Origin of the sequence: Kineococcus siccus (genome assembly GCF_009906795.1) — a bacterium.
Lineage (GTDB): Bacteria > Actinomycetota > Actinomycetes > Actinomycetales > Kineococcaceae > Kineococcus > Kineococcus siccus.
In genome coordinates, this window is record NZ_JAAALN010000458.1 from 1 (window position 1) to 499 (window position 499).

At 82.0% G+C, this 499-nt stretch carries 1 pseudogene; it reads left to right on the forward strand.

Annotation, left to right across the window (positions count from 1 at the left end):
• Positions 1-499 (forward strand): annotated as a pseudogene (locus GTR02_RS22110) (hypothetical protein); the annotation flags it as partial.

Consider the following 499-nt stretch of genomic DNA (forward strand, 5'->3'; position numbering starts at 1 on the left):
GCCGCAAGAAGGGGGCCACCGCGACGCCCGACGCGACCGCGCCCGACACCCCCGCGACCGACGCCCCCGCGGCCCACCCGTCCGGTGCGGCGCACGAGGTCCCGACCGGGCTGCAGCCCGTCCCGGGCCGTGACGCGGCGCCCGTCCTGCCCGACCTCGCCGCCCTCGCGGGGGAGGCGTTCACGCCCGTCGCGACCGGCGACGGCGGCGCCCTGATGCCGCGCCGCACCCCGCCGGCTCCGCGCAGCTCCGCTGCGGCGCAGGACATCCTGCCGCGGTCGGGCCGCAAGCCCCGGCACGTGCGCGACTCCCCGGTCCCCGAGCGGACGTCGGCCGAGGCGTTCTGGACCGCGCGCCACCGCCCGACCGCCACCGACGCCCTGCGCGTCGACGGCCGGCCCACCGAACCCTTCCTCCCGCCCGTCGCCCCGGCCCCGCTGCCCGTGCGCGAACCGTCGCGCGCCGCGGCACCGGCCGCCCCGGGGAACGACGTCGCCAC